This window comes from Paenirhizobium cremeum (assembly GCF_047553425.1).
Lineage (GTDB): Bacteria > Pseudomonadota > Alphaproteobacteria > Rhizobiales > Rhizobiaceae > Allorhizobium > Allorhizobium cremeum.
On sequence record NZ_CP180217.1, the window covers coordinates 2119505 to 2134686 of the forward strand.

Annotated in this window: 12 protein-coding genes; 7 read left to right on the forward strand and 5 right to left on the reverse strand. The window is 62.0% G+C overall.

The window, feature by feature from the left end:
* Nucleotides 1-9: 9 nt before the first annotated feature.
* The gene (locus ACLBKR_RS10555) at nt 10-1377 is read right to left on the reverse strand and encodes a serine hydrolase domain-containing protein (protein ID WP_113447346.1); all 1368 of its coding nucleotides are present in this window, start codon (nt 1375-1377) and stop codon (nt 10-12) included.
* A 205-nt stretch (nt 1378-1582) separates the two neighbouring features.
* Here ACLBKR_RS10555 and ACLBKR_RS10560 point away from each other — a divergent pair, with 205 nt between their 5' ends.
* The 5 genes from ACLBKR_RS10560 (at nt 1583) to ACLBKR_RS10580 (ending at nt 6770) form a co-directional block, all read left to right on the forward strand.
* Nucleotides 1583-2830, forward strand: coding sequence for a DUF3419 family protein (locus ACLBKR_RS10560; protein WP_113447264.1), 1248 nt, complete (start codon nt 1583-1585; stop codon nt 2828-2830).
* Nucleotides 2830-3483 carry a class I SAM-dependent methyltransferase gene (locus ACLBKR_RS10565; RefSeq protein ID WP_112828005.1) on the forward strand — a complete coding sequence of 218 codons (654 nt, stop codon included), beginning with the start codon at nt 2830-2832 and terminating at the stop codon, nt 3481-3483. Before ACLBKR_RS10560 ends, ACLBKR_RS10565 begins: the two co-directional genes overlap by 1 nt.
* A 135-nt stretch (nt 3484-3618) precedes the next feature.
* Nucleotides 3619-4401, forward strand: coding sequence for a GH25 family lysozyme (locus ACLBKR_RS10570; RefSeq protein ID WP_112828004.1), 783 nt, complete (start codon nt 3619-3621; stop codon nt 4399-4401).
* 142 nt (nt 4402-4543) lie between these two features.
* Nucleotides 4544-5728 carry a lytic murein transglycosylase gene (locus ACLBKR_RS10575; protein WP_414899308.1) on the forward strand — a complete coding sequence of 395 codons (1185 nt, stop codon included), beginning with the start codon at nt 4544-4546 and terminating at the stop codon, nt 5726-5728.
* A gap of 112 nt (nt 5729-5840) precedes the next feature.
* Entirely contained in the window at nt 5841-6770 is a 930-nt protein-coding gene (locus tag ACLBKR_RS10580; protein WP_113447262.1) for a DMT family transporter, read from the forward strand.
* A 451-nt stretch (nt 6771-7221) separates the two neighbouring features.
* Here the strand turns inward: ACLBKR_RS10580 and metF are convergent, their stop codons facing one another.
* From metF to ACLBKR_RS10600, 4 genes are all read right to left on the reverse strand, one after another.
* On the reverse strand, nt 7222-8130 hold the full coding sequence (metF, locus tag ACLBKR_RS10585) for a methylenetetrahydrofolate reductase [NAD(P)H] (protein ID WP_113447261.1): 909 nt from the start codon (nt 8128-8130) through the stop codon (nt 7222-7224).
* Nucleotides 8131-9138, reverse strand: a complete 1008-nt coding sequence (locus ACLBKR_RS10590) for a metalloregulator ArsR/SmtB family transcription factor (RefSeq protein WP_113447260.1) — start codon at nt 9136-9138, stop codon at nt 8131-8133. It abuts the gene before it with no gap.
* Nucleotides 9139-9356: 218 nt separating this feature from the next.
* On the reverse strand, nt 9357-11006 hold the full coding sequence (gene ettA / locus ACLBKR_RS10595; RefSeq protein WP_112827999.1) for an energy-dependent translational throttle protein EttA: 1650 nt from the start codon (nt 11004-11006) through the stop codon (nt 9357-9359).
* 109 nt (nt 11007-11115) lie between these two features.
* On the reverse strand, nt 11116-12903 hold the full coding sequence (locus tag ACLBKR_RS10600; protein WP_113447259.1) for a hypothetical protein: 1788 nt from the start codon (nt 12901-12903) through the stop codon (nt 11116-11118).
* Between the two features lie 125 nt (nt 12904-13028).
* Here ACLBKR_RS10600 and ACLBKR_RS10605 point away from each other — a divergent pair, with 125 nt between their 5' ends.
* A complete protein-coding gene (locus tag ACLBKR_RS10605) occupies nt 13029-13985 on the forward strand; it encodes an alpha/beta hydrolase (RefSeq protein WP_113339076.1) in 957 nt (318 codons plus the stop codon).
* Between the two features lie 235 nt (nt 13986-14220).
* A complete protein-coding gene (locus tag ACLBKR_RS10610; protein ID WP_113339077.1) occupies nt 14221-15177 on the forward strand; it encodes a DMT family transporter in 957 nt (318 codons plus the stop codon).
* Nucleotides 15178-15182 lie beyond the last annotated feature (5 nt).

Sequence of the window (15182 nt, forward strand, 5' to 3'; positions counted from 1 at the left end):
CTGCAAAGTTTACCGAAGGCCGTCCATGACGGCCTTCACCAGTTTCTGCGGCCGATAGCCGAGCTTTGAAGGCGTAAGCCCAAGTCGGACGACAACGAGGCGTTCGGAAGGAACGATGGTGACGGATTGCCCGTCATGGCCGAGCATCCAATAGGCATCCGCCGGCAGGCCGAACGTCTGGTCCATAACCCCTCCCGGACCTTCCTGCCAGGCCTGCCCCTTCGTAAAGCGGTTATTGGAAGCGACCGTCGGCTGCTGCATCATGGCGACGTAACCCTCCGGCAGAAGCCGGTTGCCGTTCCACACACCGTCCTGCAGCAGGAACAGCCCGAAGCGCGCCCAGTCGCGGGCCGTCGCATAGACATAGGAGCTTCCCACAAACGTGCCGGCGGCGTCTGCCTCCATCAGCGCACTCGTCATGCCGAGCGGCGCAAACAGCGCCGTCTCCGGGTAGGCCAAAGCCCGCGACTGGTCCCGGAAACGGTCCATCCACACCCGCGCCAGAAGAACGCTTGTGCCGGAGGAATAGTTGAAGACCTCTCCCGGCCCGGCGATTTCGGGCTTGTCAGCGGCATAGGCGGCCATGTCGCGCTCCAGATAGAGCATTCGCGTCACATCCGTCACATCGCCATAATCCTCGTTGAATTCCAGCCCGCTCTCCATCGCCATCAGGTCACGGACACGGATCGTGCCGCGCTGGTCGTCCTTCCACCCGGAAAACAGGCCGCTGTCGTCCAGACCGAGCCTGCCCTCCGCGACCAGCCGGCCGAGAACGGCGGCATTGACCGTCTTTGCCATCGACCAGCCGAGGAGCGGCGTTGCGTGGGAAAATCCGCCTCCGTAGGTCTCGGCAACAATACCACCGTCCTTCACCACGACGATGGCGCGCATTCCCGGTCCGGCAAGCGCCGGATCGGCAAGCAGCCCGGCAATCGCGGGTTCGGCGGCCTCCACTCGGTCACCCGCAGGCCACGGGGCATCTGCCGCTATCCGCTGCGGCTCAAGCGGCGGTGGCTGCACGGTATCCGCCACGGCGCCGCCATCCGGCACGTTGGAGCAGCCCAGCCCTTCCCGGTAGATCGCGGTGCTGGCTGCGATTGCGCCGGGAAGCTGAGCCGTCACGGATCGCGCTTCGCGATCCACATCGACACTAACCAGCCTGAGTAGGGGATGGCCCGGCGCCTGCACGTCTGCCGCCAGCACATTCTCGGGGTCGCGTCCGGCCAGGAAAACGTTCGAGCAGACGATCTTCGCCGCATAGCCGGTGCCGACCCTCAGCAAGGCCGGGGGCGAGAAAGATAGCCAGAAGACAAGCGCCGTGACCAGCATGACAACGGCAAGTACGAGCCCCCGGATGATCCTGCCAAACAATCGCATGCGTGCCTCCCGATTGCCGCCGTCATGCAATCAGGATTCCTCCGGTGACGAAACCCCCAAAACATCTGGTCCGACCGCCAATACACGGATTTCCGATAGACTTTGACCGGCTCCGTCGATCTTCCGGTGCACCCACAGCCTGCGTCATCATACTGTTGCATGACGGGTCTACACGCCCTCAACGTTCAATGGATGGCGAATAGACATGACCGACGTTGCACCGGATGCCGGCTTTCGCAAGAACCGGAAACTCAAGGACGCTCTCCTGCAGCACAAGGCCCTGACGAAGGACGGCCTGTCCGAACGGCTGTTCGGCATGCTCTTCTCCGGCCTTGTCTATCCGCAGATCTGGGAGGACCCGGATGTCGACATGGAAGCGATGCAACTCGCCGAGGGCCACTCCATCGTCACCATCGGCTCCGGCGGCTGCAACATGCTGGCCTACCTTTCGCGCAGCCCCTCCCGCATCGACGTGGTCGATCTCAACCCTAACCACGTGGCCCTGAACCGGCTGAAGCTCGCCGCTTTTCAGCATTTGCCCGATCATGCCGCCGTGGTCCGCCACTTCGCTGCAGAAAACATTCGCTCCAATTCCCGCAGCTATGACCGCTTCATCGCACCGAACCTCGACGAACAGACGAGGGACTACTGGAGCAAGCGCGGGGTTACCGGCCGCCGGCGCATCGCCGCCTTCAACCGCAATTTCTACCGCACCGGCCTTCTCGGCCGCTTCATTAGCGCAGGCCATGTCGTTGCAAGGCTGCACGGCGTCAAGCTGAAGGAGATTACCGAAACCCGTTCGCTCCGGGAGCAGCGCCAGTTCTTCGACGACCGTATTGCGCCGCTGTTCGAAAAGCCGCTGATCCGCTGGATCACCGCCCGCAAGAGTTCTCTCTTCGGCCTCGGCATCCCGCCGCAGCAGTACGACGAGCTCGCCAGCATGTCCGAGGGAGGCACCATCGCGCCGGTGCTGCGCCACCGCCTCGAAAAGCTCGCCTGTCACTTCCCGATGAAGGACAATTATTTCGCCTGGCAGGCCTTTGCCCGCCGCTATCCGCAGCCGCATGAAGGCACGCTCCCGACCTATCTGAAACCCGAGCTCTATCCGGCGATCCGGGCCAATGCGAACCGCGTCACCGTTCATCATGCGAGCTTCACGGAGCTCCTGTCGCAGAAGCCGGCGGCAAGCGTCGACCGCTATGTCCTGCTCGACGCGCAGGACTGGATGAACGATCGCCAGCTCAATGATCTCTGGGGTGAAATCACCCGCACCGCCGCACCCGGCGCCCGCGTGATCTTCCGCACGGCCGCAGAAAAAAGCGTGCTTGACGGCCGGCTCTCCGATACCCTTCTCGACCGATGGACCTACCACGCCGAACGGTCGGCGGAGCTCAACAAGCAGGACCGCTCGGCGATTTACGGTGGTTTCCACATCTACGAGAGAAAAGCCTGATGGTGGCAGAAGCCGGGCTCGACGCCGAACACGCTGAACGCATGGACCGGATGTACCGCTACCAGCGGCATATCTACGATCTCACGCGCAAATATTACCTGTTCGGCCGGGACCGGATGATCGCCCGGCTGGATGTCCCGCGTGACGGAAGCCTTCTCGAGGTCGGTTGCGGCACCGGCCGCAACCTGCTGCTCGCCCATCGTCTCTATCCGACCGCGCGGCTCTATGGCCTCGATATTTCGGCGGAAATGCTCGTCTCCGCCCGCGCCAATTTCCGTGGCAAACCCACAGAACCGGTCCTTGCGGTCGCCGATGCAACGACCTTCACGGCCGGCGAATTCGGCGTCTTCGGCTTCGATCGGGTCATGATTTCCTACGCCCTGTCGATGATCCCGGATTGGGAGAAGGCGATCGATGCCAGCCTCGCGGCGCTGAAGCCAGGCGGCTCCCTGCATGTGGTCGATTTTGGCCAACAGGAGGGCCTTCCTGGCTGGTTCAGACGGCTCCTGCAGTCATGGCTCGCACGCTTCCACGTCACGCCCAGGGCCGACCTGCGCAAGGCCCTGGAAGCACGGCTCGAAGGCATCGGTGGGCGGCTGGAATTCGAAACCGTCGGACGCGGTTATGCCTGGCATGCGGTTATTCGCATCTGAGACGCCGTCAGACAGTTGAAAATAACGCATATTTAAGGATGATGGAGGCAAAAGGAGGTTTGCGCCTCTTTTGTATTTGCGTGTGCGCGCGCCGCATCAGGGGCATGACCTCGAATTCTATCTGACGGAATAACCATGCGGTGGCTTCTTAACGCTCTTTTGCCGGTCGCCCTTGCCCTTAGCGGCTGCACCTCGGCCAGCTACGACCTCATGGAGACGGCCTCCATCAAGCAGCCGCGATTCGAGGACAAGGACCCGCAGGACTTCGGTGCCAACAATCCCCATCGGCACAAGGTGCATGGCATCGACGTGTCGAAATGGAATGGCGATGTGGATTGGGCTAAGGTCCGCCAGTCCGGTGTCTCCTTCGTCTTCATCAAGGCGACCGAAGGCAAGGACATGATCGACCCGCGCTTCGACGAATACTGGCGCAAGGCCCGCGCCGCCGGCCTGCCGCATGCGCCCTATCATTTCTATTATTTCTGCTCCACCGCCGACGAGCAGGCCGACTGGTTCATCCGCAACGTGCCGAAGGAATCGATGCACCTTCCGCCCGTTCTCGACGTGGAATGGAATCACGCCTCGAAGACCTGTCAGTATCGCCCGAATGCGGAGACGGTCCGTAGCGAAATGAAGCGCTTCATGGATCGCATCGAGGCCTATTACGGCAAACGCCCGATCATCTATACCTCCGTCGATTTCCATCGCGACAATCTCGAGGGCGCTTTCCAGGATTACCATTTCTGGGTTCGCGCGGTTGCCCAACACCCCGAGGAAATCTATCCGGAGCGCCGCTGGGCGTTCTGGCAATACACCTCGACCGGCGTCATTCCCGGCATCAAGGGGGAGACGGATATCAACGTCTTTGCCGGCACCGAGAAAAACTGGAGAAAATGGGTCGCCGCCGCGTCCAGGTAGGAATGCGGCAGACCATTTTCATCGTTGCCCCAACAAACTCAGCTAATCCTCTGCAATGCTGTGATTTCTCGGCTGACCATCTCGTTTTCGTCAAAATGACGGGCATGATCGCAGCCGACCCGAAAAATTCAAGGATATGGATATGAAAGCCGCACCACGCCTCGCCCTTGCACTCGCAGGTCTTCTCGCCACCACCGCTTCCTCGCTTGCCGCGGAATGCGGCGGCGACCTGCAGGCCTTTCTCGACGGTGTAAAAGCCGAAGCGATCGCGGCAGGAAGCACGGCGGATGCCGCCGCCCAGGCGCTGGCCGGTGCCCAGATCGATCAGAAGGTGCTCTCCCGCGACCGCGCCCAGGGCGTGTTCAAGCAGACATTCCTGGAGTTCTCGCAGCGCACCGTCAGCCAGGCGCGCCTCGATATCGGCCGGCAGAAGATGAAGCAGTATGCCGACGTCTTTGCCCGCGCCGAGCAGGAATTCGGCATTCCCGCCGGAGTCATCACGGCCTTCTGGGCTATGGAAACCGACTTCGGCGCCGTGCAGGGAGATTTCAACACCCGCAACGCGCTGGTCACGCTCTCGCATGACTGCCGCCGCCCGGAACTCTTCCGTCCGCAATTGCTGGCGCTCATCAAGATGGTCGAGCACGGCGACCTCGATCCTGCAACGAATACCGGCGCCTGGGCCGGTGAAATCGGCCAGGTGCAGATGCTGCCGGAAGACATCATCGCCTTTGGCGTCGATGGCGACGGGGATGGCCATGTCAACGTCAAGAAGAGCTCGCCGGACGCCATCCTGACCGCTGCGAAGTTCATTCAGAGCCTCGGGTTCCGCCGCGGCGAACCCTGGCTGCAGGAGGTCACCGTTCCGGAAAACCTGCCGTGGGAAAAGACCGGCTTCGACAGCGGCATGAAGGCGGGCGACTGGTTCGCGCTCGGCGTCAAGCCCCGTAACGGCGACACGAGCAATACCGGCCTCGAAGGGGAACTGCTGTTGCCGCAGGGCCGCAAGGGCCCGGCCTTCATGGCCTATCCGAACTTCAACATCTATCTCGAATGGAACCAGTCCTTCATTTATACGACCTCGGCCGCCTATTTCGCCACGCGGCTGATGGGCGCCGAACCCTACCTGAAGGGCAACCCGGAACCCGGCATCGGCGACGTGGAAATGAAGGCGCTTCAGACCAGGCTGCAGCAGAAGGGCTATGACGTCGGCAAGATCGACGGCATTCTCGGCGGCGGCACCCGCATGGCCATCCAGAAGGAACAGCTCCGTCTCGGCCTGCCGGCCGACGGTTGGCCGACCCCGGCCTTCCTCGCAGCCTTCTGATCGAGCCGCCACGACGATTTCGCAACATAAAAGACCGGATCGCAAAAAACGGGTGGCGTGACGAACGCGCCATTCGTAGCTATGACACTCCAACACACACCGGAGTGATCCCATGAATGCCATCGCCCAGCAGAAAATGACGACCGCCACCTGGTTGATGCTGTTGTTGCTCGGGCTGATCTGGGGCGGATCCTTCTTCTTCGCCCGCGTCGCAATCCCTTATGTGCCGCCGTTCACGCTGGTATTCCTCAGGCTTTCGATCGCCGCGCTGGCGCTGCATATCTACCTGCGGGGCAGCCTGGATATCTATCGCATCCTCGCTGCCAACTGGCGTTCCTTTCTTCTCCTCGGGCTGATGAACAACGCCCTCCCCCACACCCTGATCTTTCTCGGCCAGACCCATATCGGCGCCGGCCTCGCCTCTATCCTCAACGCCACCACGCCGGTCTGGACCGTCATCATCGCCAATCGCCTGACGGAGGACGAAAAACTGACGGGCGCCAAGCTCGCCGGCTGTCTGACCGGCCTTCTCGGCACCGTCATCCTGATCGGCCCGAGCGCGCTTTCCACGAGTTCCATTCCTCTATGGGCCGTGTGCCTGCCCATACTGGCCGCCGTTTCCTATGGTTTTGCCAGCATCTACGGTAAGCGTTTCAGAGGCATCCCGGCCCCTGTGACGGCAACCGGCCAGCTGACCGCCTCATCGGTCATCATGCTGCCCGCCTCGCTCCTTATCGACCACCCCTGGGCGCTCTCCATGCCGCCCGTCGGCGCCGTGGCCGCAATCATTGCGCTCGCACTCATCTCGACGGCCTTCGGATACATCCTGTTTTTCCGTATCATGGCGCGGGCCGGCGCTACGAACACCTCCCTCGTCACCCTGCTCGTCCCGCCGAGCGCCATCCTCCTCGGAGCACTTTTCCTTGATGAGCGCCTGCATCTCACTGATATTGCAGGCATGACGCTGATCGGCCTCGGATTGATTATTCTGGATGGCCGGCTATTCGCCCGTCGCTCTGCCATCGGCGCCTCAGCTAAGTGATGCCGGCTGTCACGCATCAAAACGGTCTCATTTTTGCAAATCACGTTTGTTAATCAACATTAACAGACGCTCACATTTTTTATGCTTTTGATTTTATTGATTTTTGCCATCCATGCGACAACTTATCCACGGGCATGAACTGCACTGCAGCATACAAATCGCTTTTCAATCGACACAAAACGGACATATTATCTAACGGTCAACACAAGGAGGCAGACATGGGACTGACCAATTCTCTCAATGTCCTGATCGTCGGTGCGGCGTTTGTGTTCATAGCGACGATGCTGTTCATCTGAGTTTTCCAGGATGAACCAAAGGCCGTCATAAAGAGGCCCGAGAGGTCCGGCCAAGCCAGTGATGCTTTCCGAATTCGATAAAAAAGGCGCATGAACCGCAAGCGGCATGCGCCTTTTTTAATGGCTATCCCGAAACCGCCTGCCTTTCGGCGCAATCAGGCGGCGGCGCCGGCCGCAGCCTGATCCGACGGCCTCAGGCCGATGTTTGCGAGCGTGGCATTCACCAGCGGTGCGCGGTTCATCGTATAGAGGTGGAAGTCGGCAATCCCGCGGCGGACGAGATCTTCGATCTGCTCGGCAGCGACCGTTGCGGCCACCTCCGCCCTCGCCTGCGGCTGGTCGTCGAGACCGGCAAAGCGGTCGTCCAGCCAGGCCGGAACGCTGGCGCCGCACATCGAGGCAAAGCGTCTCAGCTGCGTGAGATTCTGGATCGGCATGATGCCCGGGACGATCGGGATGGTAATGCCGGCGGCACGCACCCGCTCCAGATAACGCTCGAATATATCGTTATCGAAGAAGAACTGGGTGAGCGCGCGATGCGCCCCGGCATCCACCTTGCGTTTGAGCATGTCGATGTCTGCGGCCGCGTCCCGGCTTTCCGGATGCTTCTCCGGATAGGCCGACACGGAAATCTCGAAATCGCCCATCTCCCTCAGCCCGGCTACCAGCTCCGACGCATTGGCAAAACCGCCGGGATGAGGCTGGTAGGCCGTTCCGATTCCGCCCTGGGGATCGCCACGCAGGGCCACGAAATGGCGCACGCCAACGGCGCGGAATTCTTCCACCACATGCCGCACTTCATCCTTCGTCGCACCGACGCAGGTAAGATGCGAGGCCGTGGGCAGCGTCGTCTCGGCAATCAAGCGCTTCACCGTCGATAGGGTCGGCGCGCGCGTCGTGCCGCCGGCGCCGTAGGTGACCGACACGAAATCGGGGTTCCAGCGGGACAGTTCATCGACCGTGGCCCAAAGCTGGCCTTCCATCTCCTCCGATTTCGGCGGAAAGAATTCAAAGGAAATGCGAAGCGGCGCTCCGGCCTTTTCGGCGTGCTCGTCTCTCGCCATTCATCTGCTCCCGGTCTGAAGGGTGGATACGATGGAAATATCGCGGTCGGCTGGCACATTCTGGCGAGCCAGCCAGAGGGTCACCGTCAGCCCTCCGCCCTTCGGCCTTTCCGGCGTGAGATCGACCGCCTGTTCCACTTCGAGATCGTATTTCGCCAGCCATTCGGCCATTGTCTGATGCGAGAAACCGAGCCGCACATGGGCATGCTCGTCCCGCAGATATTCGTGGTCGTGCGGCGCCAGATCGACGATCGCGAGCCGCCCGCCGGGCTTCAGCATGCGGCTTGCCTCGGCAAGCGCCAGCTCCGGCTGGGGCAGGAAGTGCAGGACCTGATGGATCGTCACCAGATCGTATTCGTTGCCGTCGAGCGGCAGGTTCAGGATGTCGCCATGGCGAACGGCGGCCTTCAATATGCCGGCCTTGTCGAGATTGGCGCGCGCCACGGCCAGCATGTCCCGGCTGGCATCGATGCCGACGGCCCGGCGATAGATATTCGAGAGGAGCTGGAGAATACGGCCCGTGCCCGTGCCGAGGTCCAGCAGTGCATCGACGGGTTCCCGGCCTATCAGCCGCAACAGCGCCGCCTCGACGGCGTCGTCATTGACATGAAGCCGGCGCAGTTCGTCCCATCCGGAGGCGTTGCGGCTGAAATAAGCCTGGGCACGCTCGGCCCGCGTCCGCTTCACGGCGGCAAGGCGCTCCCCGTCACGCAGCAGCACCGGGTCGGTCTCGAGCGTGGCGTCAATCAGCAACCGGGCAAGGGAAGCAGCCTCGCCCTCCTGCTTTAGGCGGAAATAGGCCCAGGCGCCCTCCTGATAGCGGTCGACAAGGCCGGCCTCCGTCAGCAACTTCAAGTGACGGGAAATTCGCGGCTGCGACTGGCCGAGAATGTCGGTAAGATCGGTGACGGTCAGGTCGCCGGCGGCCAGCAGCGCGAGCAGCCGCAGCCGCGTCGGCTCCCCGGCGGCCTTCAGCAGCTCGACCAGAACGTCCACACCGAATTTCATGCACCCTCGCCCACATCCAATCAAGACATAAACATATCTTTATGTCATTCATCTTACCTGCGCAAGCGCAAATCGGTCGTATACAAGGCAAATATCGGAGGGAATATTACGGCAGATGCCGCCCCCGGCCCGCGACGGCCCAGGCAGAAGCCAAAGAAAAACCCCGCGGACCAGAGCGGTACGCGGGGTCGGGCAGACTTTTCGGACAACCGGGATCGTCAGCGCGTCAGACGCTTGTAGGTCACCCGCTTCGGATTGACCGAATCCGCGCCGAGACGACGGATCTTGTCCTGTTCGTAGTCCTCGAAGTTGCCTTCGAACCATTCGACATGGCTGTCGCCTTCGAAGGCGAGGATGTGGGTGGCGAGTCGGTCGAGGAACATGCGATCGTGGCTGATGATGACCGCGCAGCCTGCAAAGTTTTCCAGCGCGTCTTCGAGCGCTCCCAGCGTCTCCGTATCGAGGTCGTTGGTCGGTTCGTCGAGAAGGATGACGTTGCCGCCCGACTTCAGCATCTTCGCCAGATGCACGCGGTTGCGCTGACCACCGGAAAGCGTGCCGACCTTCTGCTGTTGGTCGCCGCCCTTGAAGTTGAAGGCGCCGCAATAGGCGCGGGAGTTCATCTCGTGCTTGCCGAGCTTGATGACGTCGTTGCCTCCGGAGATTTCCTCCCAGACGGTCTTGTTGCCGTCCAGCGAGTCGCGGCTCTGGTCGACATAGCCGAGATGAACGGTCTCACCGATAGTGATGTCGCCGGTGTCGGGCTTCTCCTGGCCGGTAATCATCCGGAAGAGCGTGGTCTTGCCGGCGCCGTTGGGGCCGATGACGCCGACGATGCCACCGGGCGGAAGCTTGAAGGAGAGGTTTTCGAACAGGACGCGATCGCCGTAGGTCTTGGAGATGTTGTCCGCCTCGATCACCACGTTGCCGAGACGTTCGCCGACCGGGATGATGATCTGTGCCTCGCCGGGACGACGGTCTTCCGCCGCCTTGACCAGTTCGTCATAGGCGCGAATACGGGCCTTCGACTTGGCCTGGCGGGCCTTCGGGCTGGATGCGATCCATTCCTGTTCGCGGGCGAGCGCCTTCTGGCGGGCGCCCTCTTCGCGCTCTTCCTGTGCCATGCGCTTGGCCTTGGCATTGAGGTAGGCGGAATAATTGCCTTCGTAGGGAATGCCGCGGCCGCGGTCGAGTTCGAGGATCCAACCGGTGACGTTGTCGAGGAAGTAACGGTCGTGGGTGACCATCAGGATGGCGCCCGGATATTCGCGCAGGTGCTTTTCGAGCCACGCGATCGTCTCGGCGTCGAGGTGGTTGGTCGGCTCGTCGAGCAGCAGAAGGTCGGGCTGGCGCAGCAGCAACTGGCAGAGCGCGACACGACGCTTCTCACCACCGGAGAGATTGTCGATCGTTGCGTCGCCGGGCGGGCAGCGCAGCGCTTCCATCGCCATTTCCACCTGGCTCTCGAGGTCCCAGAGATTCTGGCTGTCGATGATGTCCTGGAGCTTGGCGCCCTCCTCCGCGGTCTCGTCGGAATAGTTCATCATCAATTCGTTGTAACGGTCGAGGATCGCCTTCTTGTCGGCCACCCCTTCCATGACGTTGCCGAGCACGTTGAGGCTCTCGTCGAGCTGCGGCTCCTGCGGCAGATAGCCGAGGGTAGCCCCCTCCGCCAGCCAGGCCTCGCCGGTATACTCGCTGTCGAGGCCGGCCATGATCTTCAAAACGGTCGACTTACCGGCGCCGTTCGGGCCGAGAATACCGATCTTGGCGTCCGGATAGAACGACAGGTGGATGTTCTCGAGGATCTTCTTGTTGCCATAGGCCTTGTTGAGGCCGGCCATGTGATAGATGAACTGACGTGCCATCGTCCTGTTGCTCCGCGCGTCGAATGGGAAGTTGCCGCTATGTAGGCGAAAGCGGCTAAGGGGGCAATGCGGCATGCCCGGTTTTTGTGAATTGCCAGTGCCGGGGTGCCTATCGAAAGGCCTCGTGGTCGACGCGCAGCAAGCGGAACGCGGACTTCCCCTCCCCGACAACACTCAAGCCCGGCCAGTCGTCGCCCCCCGCGAGCGCCCGGAAGAGGGGCGCGGGCTCTCCACCGGCAGGCAGGACGCGCCGGCAGACAGCCACGTAGTCGAAAGGAGCAAGCGCCTCGCGCCGTACCTCGCTATCCTCGCTGAGCAGGGTTTCATAGGTCCGCCGCAAACCGGGCGACGCACGGTGGAAAAGGATGCCTGCAACGGAGACACCCGGCTGCATTCGTCCGGCGATCGCCAAGGCCAGTCCCGGCGGTGCCAGAATACGCCCGGTCGTGAGCCGGGAAAGGTCGGCAAAATCCGCCCCTTCGCATCCGTCTTCGTTCATATAGTCCACAGCATCGGGCCCGGTGGCCGTTGCGGAAGCCGCCTTGGCCGCGCTGCCGAGCGCAAGGCCAAGCATTGCTGCGCCCGCCATCCAGAGCGCGAGGCGTCCTTTGCCCCGCCCGCTCCACAGACGAATAACCTCGCTTGCGGCCAGAGGCAGAAAGATCGGGCCGACAGAGGCCGCAATCGGCGTATAGCGGAACATCGCCAATGCAAGAAGGAGCGCCGCACAGGCGGTTGCCCAGGCAATCGCCGTTTCCGCAAGATCCGGCCGATTTTCCCGCGCGAGCTTTATACCGGCGGCGACGATGACGGCTGCAAGCAGTGCGAGCCGCACCACCTCCACCGCATAACCGGCTTCGAAGACCGCGCCGATATTCCCTTCCTGCCGCACCCGGGAAAACCAATAGCGATGCGAAACAGGATCGATGATCCCGTAAGGGCCCGCCAGACACTCACTGAACAGGAATGCACCGCAAAGAAGGACCGGCAACGCCGCCCCGCCAACGGCGAGAATCCGCATCCTCGGCTCTAACTCGGAAGGCAGGATGAGGATCACAAGGCCGGTGACGAGCGGCAGGGCGGTTAGGGCGAAGGCGAACGGTGCGGAAAAACTGTCGCATTGCGTCGCAAAAAGTCCGCGCGCTCCGACCAGAAGGCCTCCCAGAAAGAGCGTGGCCGAGGCACAGGCCAGAAGGAAAACGAGGGTGAAGCCGCGCCTTGGGAGCCCCGCGATACACCATGCCAGCACGATGGCGCCAGCGCCGACGGCCATGAGCGGCAGGCATTCGAGGCCGACCATCGGCGACGCGGCGACCGCCACGCCGGCGAGAAAGCCGCCCGCAACATCATCCCTCAAGACGCCATAGACGAAAAACAGAAGCAGGAGGATCTGGACATTGTGATGATCGATGCGACCGGGCTCGAACTCCAAAATCGCCGGAGCCGCAAGGATCACCATAGCAACAAGCTGCCAGAACGGCACCCCGCGGGACCCGTCGCGTTTGACCCGAAACAGAATTGCGGTCGCCAGCAGGCTGAAAACCATGAAGAGCACAGGCGGCCAGATCAGGAAGGCGACATTGACGGCCCCTTGTCTCTCGACAAACGGCTCGATCATCCAGGTCAGCAGAACGTAGGGCAGATCGACCAGGCGCGACCACGGCGAAACGTAGGGCTCGGGCATCCGGATCGCATCCAGTGTGCGGTCGAACCAGCGGCTGTCTGCCAGCAACTGGATGACCTCGATGCGTCGCAAGGCATCGTCGATATCGATTCTCCTGAACCGGCCATCCAGCCCGTCGAGAAACATCAGCAGAAAGCCGATGAATATCAGGCAAAGAAAGAACAAAACACGAGATAGCCCCTCGCGGTCGCCATCGCCGACTTGCAAAACCATCAAAGCCCCCGTTCAATGGTCCTCCGGGGAGGACTGCCGGAAACTAGCCTCGCAGGCTTTAACACCGGATAAATCGCGGCGAATGCCGCCGGCCGGCCCGTTCCGGCAAGAACAGGGGGAGAAGCATGTTCACAGAAGCGAGACGTCTTTCCAGCCCGACAGGCGCATTGATCGCCTACCGTCATGAGGCTGCCCTGGGCGTGCCGCGCGGCATCCTGCTGATCTGCCATGGGCTGATCGAGCACTCCCGACGCTACCAGGGCTTTGCCCGTTCCATGGCCGATGCCGGTTTTCATGTCTATGCCCACGACCATCGCGGTCATGGCGAGACGACCTCTGTCGACGCCCCGCTCGGACGTTTCGCCGGACACGGCGGCGTCCACAAGGTGGTCGCCGATGTCCGCGCCATGCGCGACATGGCGATCGCCGAGCATCCCCACCTTCCGGTCGTGCTTTTCGGTCATTCCATGGGCGGGCTGATCGCGCTGAATGCCGCGACCATGCACCCCGACGCCTTCAAGGCCGTGGCGATCTGGAACTCCAATTTCAATCCCGGTCTTGCCGGCCGGCTCGCACAGGGTGTTCTCGCCGTCGAACGCATGCTGAAGGGCTCCGACGTTCCGAGCGCCATCCTGCCGAGAGCGACCTTCGATGCCTGGGCTCGCGCCATCCGCGGCCGCCGGACCCCGTTCGACTGGCTGTCGCGCGATGCCGCCGAGGTCGACAAATATGCCAACGACCCCCTCTGCCGGTTTGACGCCAGCATCTCGATGTGGAGCGACGTGCTCGCCCTGACCTTCCGCGGCCGCTCCGCCGCGATGCTGAGCCGCCTCCCCCGAGACCTGCCTTTCCATCTCGTCGGCGGCAGCGAGGACCCGGCCACCCGCGGAGGCCGGGACATTCTCTGGCTGGAGGAACACCTGCGGGAGAGCGGTTTCACCGACGTCAGCACCCGGATATACGAGGATATGCGGCACGAGACGCTGAACGAAATCGGCAGGGAACGGGCGATTACCGATTTCAAGAGCTGGTGCGACCAAGTAATCGGCAACGTAGCCCGCCCGCTCGAAACCCTTTCCTAGCTTGGGCAGCCACCCGCGATCGCTCCCGATCCGGTATCATCCACTTCGTTCCGGCCCGTCCTTCGATGGTCGTCATAAAGCTGTTTCGAGACGATCATCCCTTCCCGACAGCGTCACAGAAAAGGCGCCTTCACACCAATCCTGCGGCAAACCGACGCCCGGCGATGTCGAAAGGGAATAACCCCATGAGAGAAATTCAAGTGTTTGCCGGAACACTCCCGGCTATAGAAAGACCATGATGTCGTCGTCCGCTACATTGGCAGATACCGCTCCCCAAAACAGGATCATGCAGGGCCTCGGGCTGATGATCCTCGCCATGCTGGTCGCCCCCTGCATCGACATTTTTTCCAAGCTTGCAACCGCCGATGCCTCGCCGACGATGATTACAGCCGGCCGCTTCCTGTTTCAGGGGGTGTTCATGCTTCCCATCGTCATCAGCAAGGGCCTCTGGCGCGACTTTTCATGGCGGCTGAGCGGCTACCATGCCATTCGCGCCGCCATCATCACCGTGTCGATGATCTGCTTCGTCGCGACGCTTGCTGTCATGCAGGTGGCCGATGCCGTCGCCATCTTCTTCGTCGAGCCGATCATCCTCACGGTGCTGGCCAGCATATTTCTGAAGGAAGCCGTCGGCTGGCGGCGCTACACTGCCTGTGCCATCGGCTTTCTGGGGGCGATAATCGTCATCCGCCCGAGTTTCGAGGAGGTCGGTTTCATAGCCCTGCTGCCGATCGTAACCGCCTTCTGCGTCGCCATTTTCGCGCTGATGACCCGCGCCCTTTCCCAGCGCGAAGATCCCTGGTCGATGCAGTTCCAGATGTCGGTATGGGGCTTGCCGATCTGTGGCGCGCTGCTCGCCTTCGGCGCGCTGAACGATATCGATTTCCTGGCCCCTTCCGTGCCCGATGGACTGACCTTCACGTGGCTGGCCGCAGTCGGCTTCGCAGCGGCCCTTTCGGGCATCCTCGCCGTCTATGCCTACCGTGTCGCTCCCGCCTCGATTCTCGCTCCGATGCAGTATCTGGAAATCGTCTCCGCCACCTTGCTCGGCTGGCTGGTGTTCGGCGACTTCCCCGATGCAGTGAAATGGCTCGGCATATCCATCATCATCGGATCCGGCCTCTTTATCGTCTGGCGGGAGCGCCGCTTCTCCTCCAGGCCGGTATCAGACAGCAAACCCGTTGCCCCATGACAGGA

Bases quoted from the DNA above. Each gene is read 5' to 3' on its own strand.
- ACLBKR_RS10600 (WP_113447259.1), bottom strand. From the start codon at position 12,903: ATGGTTTTGCAAGTCGGCGATGGCGACCGCGAGGGGCTATCTCGTGTT.
- ACLBKR_RS10570 (WP_112828004.1), top strand. From the start codon at position 3,619: ATGCGGTGGCTTCTTAACGCTCTTTTGCCGGTCGCCCTTGCCCTTAGC.
- ACLBKR_RS10610 (WP_113339077.1), top strand. From the start codon at position 14,221: ATGATGTCGTCGTCCGCTACATTGGCAGATACCGCTCCCCAAAACAGG.
- ACLBKR_RS10580 (WP_113447262.1), top strand. From the start codon at position 5,841: ATGAATGCCATCGCCCAGCAGAAAATGACGACCGCCACCTGGTTGATG.
- ACLBKR_RS10575 (WP_414899308.1), top strand. From the start codon at position 4,544: ATGAAAGCCGCACCACGCCTCGCCCTTGCACTCGCAGGTCTTCTCGCC.
- ACLBKR_RS10590 (WP_113447260.1), bottom strand. From the start codon at position 9,138: ATGAAATTCGGTGTGGACGTTCTGGTCGAGCTGCTGAAGGCCGCCGGG.
- metF (WP_113447261.1), bottom strand. From the start codon at position 8,130: ATGGCGAGAGACGAGCACGCCGAAAAGGCCGGAGCGCCGCTTCGCATT.
- ACLBKR_RS10565 (WP_112828005.1), top strand. From the start codon at position 2,830: ATGGTGGCAGAAGCCGGGCTCGACGCCGAACACGCTGAACGCATGGAC.
- ACLBKR_RS10555 (WP_113447346.1), bottom strand. From the start codon at position 1,377: ATGCGATTGTTTGGCAGGATCATCCGGGGGCTCGTACTTGCCGTTGTC.
- ACLBKR_RS10560 (WP_113447264.1), top strand. From the start codon at position 1,583: ATGACCGACGTTGCACCGGATGCCGGCTTTCGCAAGAACCGGAAACTC.
- ACLBKR_RS10605 (WP_113339076.1), top strand. From the start codon at position 13,029: ATGTTCACAGAAGCGAGACGTCTTTCCAGCCCGACAGGCGCATTGATC.
- ettA (WP_112827999.1), bottom strand. From the start codon at position 11,006: ATGGCACGTCAGTTCATCTATCACATGGCCGGCCTCAACAAGGCCTAT.